Below are 3,039 nucleotides of genomic sequence, written 5' to 3' on the forward strand. Positions count from 1 at the left end.
TTCGGGGTGACCTCGGCGACCATCCGCACCGCCCGCTCACGCAGCTCCGGTGGGTAGTGCTGGGACCGACGTGTCATGACTCCATCTCCTCACAAGATCGAGTCTCCCGACACGCCGGGGCGATTCACCGCCGGTCGACCCGTCGTGGTCGTCGACGACGCCGACCGGGAGGACGAGGGCCGGTGGCGTCCGGGGGCCCGCGCGGTGTCCACCTCCAATCCTAGGGATCCAGGCAGTGGACATGTAAGGTTAGCCTTCCCTTCGAAGATCGTCCGACCGCCGCCTCGCCCGCGAACGGAACGCCTTTGTGGCCGCACCAGCGATGACAGCGCACGACCCCCTGCACCGCCCCCGCTCCGGCGGGTTCCTCGACGCCACCCAGATGTACCTGCGCGAGATCTACGAGCTGGAGGAGGAGTCCGGGCTCGCCCCCCGGCAGAGCGCGCTGACCCGCCGACTCGGGCTCAGCCGCAGCTCGGTGAGCCAGCACCTCGCCCGGATGGCGCAAGACGGGCTGGTGTCCACGACCCCGCGCGGCCACGTGCGCCTCACACCCGCCGGCCGTGCGGCGGCGACCGTCGTCGTGCGCAAGCACAGGCTGGCCGAGCGACTGCTGGTCGACGTCGTCGGCCTGGAGTGGGAGCTGGCCCACCGGGAGGCCTCCCGGTGGCAGTACGTACTCGGCGACCGGGTGGAGCGCAAGCTGCTTGGGCTGCTGGCCGATCCGCGGATCTCGCCGTTCGGCGATCCGGTCCCGGGCCTGGACGAGCTCGACCCGGCGCTGGGCGCCCCCGGACCCGGCGGGCCGGTGGTCGAGGCGCCGTTCGCCCGCCTCGAGGACGTCGCCCGCGGCGGGGGCGGGCGGGTGGTCGTCTGCCGGCTGTTCACCCGGCTGCAGGACGACCCTCGCCAGCTGGTCCGGTTGCGGGGCGCCGGGGTCGTGCCCGGGGGCGCGGTCGAGGTCGCCGCGCTCGCGGCGGACGAGCACGAGGTGCGCACGACGTCGGCGGCCGGGGTGCTGGCGCTGGACGCGGGGGCGGCTCGGTCGATCCTGGTCGTGCGGGTGCCGCCCGGTGTCCCGAGCGGGGATCCGGCCGGGGCGCGAACCGCCCGTCCCGAGGCTCGCTCGCCGACTCCTCCCTGTGATATCCCTTAGCATCCTTAGCCTTACCTAATTTCCGATCCCGGCGGACAGGAGGTGGCGGTGGACGAGATCGCCACCCCCGTCCGGCCCCCCGCCGACGGTCGCGGCGTGCTGCGCGCGGCGCTGCGGTCGCGGCGCGCGGCGCTCGCCGGCAGCTCGATCCTGGCCTGCCTTCACCAGACCGGTGAGGCGCTCGTGCCGGTGCTCATCGGGGTCGTGGTCGATCGCGCGGTCGACGGCGGCTCACCGGCCGAGCTGGCCGGTTGGCTCGCGGTCCTGGCCGCGGACTTCGTCCTGCTCTCGGGCAGCTTCCGGTGGGGCTCGCGGCTGGGCCAGCGCACGGCCGAGCTCGTCGCGCACGACCTGCGCGGCGCGCTCGTGCGGAAGGTGCTCGACCCGGGTGGTGGGGCGCGGAACGGGCTGCTGTCCGGCGAGGTGTCGTCGATCGCCGTGCAGGACGCCAGGCGGGTCGGCGCCCTGCACATGATGCTGCCGCTCGCGGTCGCCGCGGTCGCCGCGATCGCGGTCAGCGCCGTCGCGCTGCTGTGGTCGTCGGTCGTGCTGGGCGCGCTCGTGCTGCTGGGCACTCCCCCGCTGCTGTGGGCGACCCGGCGGATGGCGCGGCCGCTGGAGGCGCGCAGCGCCGCCGAGCAGCAGGACGCGGCCCTGGCCTCGGCGGTGGCCACCGACCTGGTCCGCGGTCTGCGGGTGCTGCGCGGGATCGGGGCAGAGGACGCCGCCGTGGCCCGCTACGCGGTGGCCAGCCGCCGCTCGCTCGGCGCGGCGGTGCGCGCCGGGCGCGCCGGGGCCCTGCTCGACGGCGGGGTGCAGGCCGCGACCGGGCTGTTCATCGCGCTGGTCGCCGGGGTCGGCGGCTGGCTGGCGCTGTCCGGGTCGGTGTCGATCGGAGGGCTGGTCGCCGCGGTCGGGCTGGCGCAGTTCCTGCTCGGCCCGCTGACGATGGTCGCCTTCGTCAACGCCGGCATCGCCCAGGCCCGCGCCTCCGCCGAGCGGATCGCCGCGGTGCTCGCCCGACCCGCCGAGGTCGACACGCCCGAGGGGGACGGGCCGCCGCTGCCCGACTCGCACCGGGGCCGCCGGCTGGAGCTGCGGGCGGTCGCCACCGCTCACCTGCCCGCCCTGGACCTCGCGGTCGAGCCGGGTGAGATGGTCGGGCTGGTCGCCGAACCGTCGGCCGCGCAGGACCTGGTCGCGGTCCTGGGCCGCGAGCTGGACCCCCGGCACGGCGAAGTGCGGCTCGACGGCGTACCGGCGGGCCGGCTGCCGGTGTCGGACTTCCGCCGTGAGGTCCTCGTCGAGCGGCACGACGGCGTGCTGTTCCGGGGCCCGGTGCGCGAGAACGTCGCCGCCGGTCGGGCCGGCCCCACGGCATCGGCCATGGCCGCGGCCGCGGCCGACGAGGTGGTCGACGCGCTGCCCGACGGGGCCGACTCCGACGTCGGCGAGCGCGGGCAGGCGCTGTCCGGCGGGCAGCGCCAGCGCGTCGCGCTCGCACGGGCGCTGGCCGCCGACGCCCCCGTCCTCGTGCTGCACGAGCCGACCACGGCCGTCGACTCGGTCACCGAGGCCCGGATCGCGGCAGGCGTGCGGGGGCTGCGGGCCGACCGCACCACCCTGCTGGTCACGTCGAGCCCGACGCTGCTCGCGGCCACCGACCGCGTCGTGCTGGTCCTGGCCGACGGCACGACCGCGCACGGACGGCACGCCGAGCTGCTGGCGCGGCACCCCGCCTACCGCGCGGCGGTGTCCCGGTGACCGGCGTGCTGCCCACCGCCGACGGGCGCGCGACGTGGCGGACGGTGCGCCGCGTGCTGCGCGGCGACCGGCTGCGCGCAGGCGCGGCCGCCGCGGTGCTGGTCGGGGCGACCGCGGTG

2 protein-coding genes are annotated in these 3,039 nt (G+C 76.7%); both read left to right on the plus strand.

The features are described 5' to 3' along the window. Window positions 1-322 precede the first annotated feature (322 nt). Window positions 323-1,156: a metal-dependent transcriptional regulator gene (locus tag KIK08_RS38345; protein ID WP_214408215.1), complete on the plus strand. Its 834-nt coding sequence runs from the start codon at window positions 323-325 to the stop codon at window positions 1,154-1,156. A 48-nt stretch (window positions 1,157-1,204) separates the two neighbouring features. Beyond that, window positions 1,205-2,920: an ABC transporter ATP-binding protein gene (locus KIK08_RS38350; protein ID WP_308258156.1), complete on the plus strand. Its 1,716-nt coding sequence runs from the start codon at window positions 1,205-1,207 to the stop codon at window positions 2,918-2,920. The last annotated feature ends 119 nt before the right edge of the window (window positions 2,921-3,039 follow it).

It is taken from the genome of Pseudonocardia lacus, from assembly GCF_018531445.1.
In the GTDB taxonomy this organism is placed as follows: Bacteria; Actinomycetota; Actinomycetes; order Mycobacteriales; family Pseudonocardiaceae; genus Pseudonocardia; species Pseudonocardia lacus.

Excerpts from the sequence above, each read along its gene's own strand:
- KIK08_RS38345 (WP_214408215.1), top strand. The coding sequence starts at position 323 with ATGACAGCGCACGACCCCCTGCACCGCCCCCGCTCCGGCGGGTTCCTC.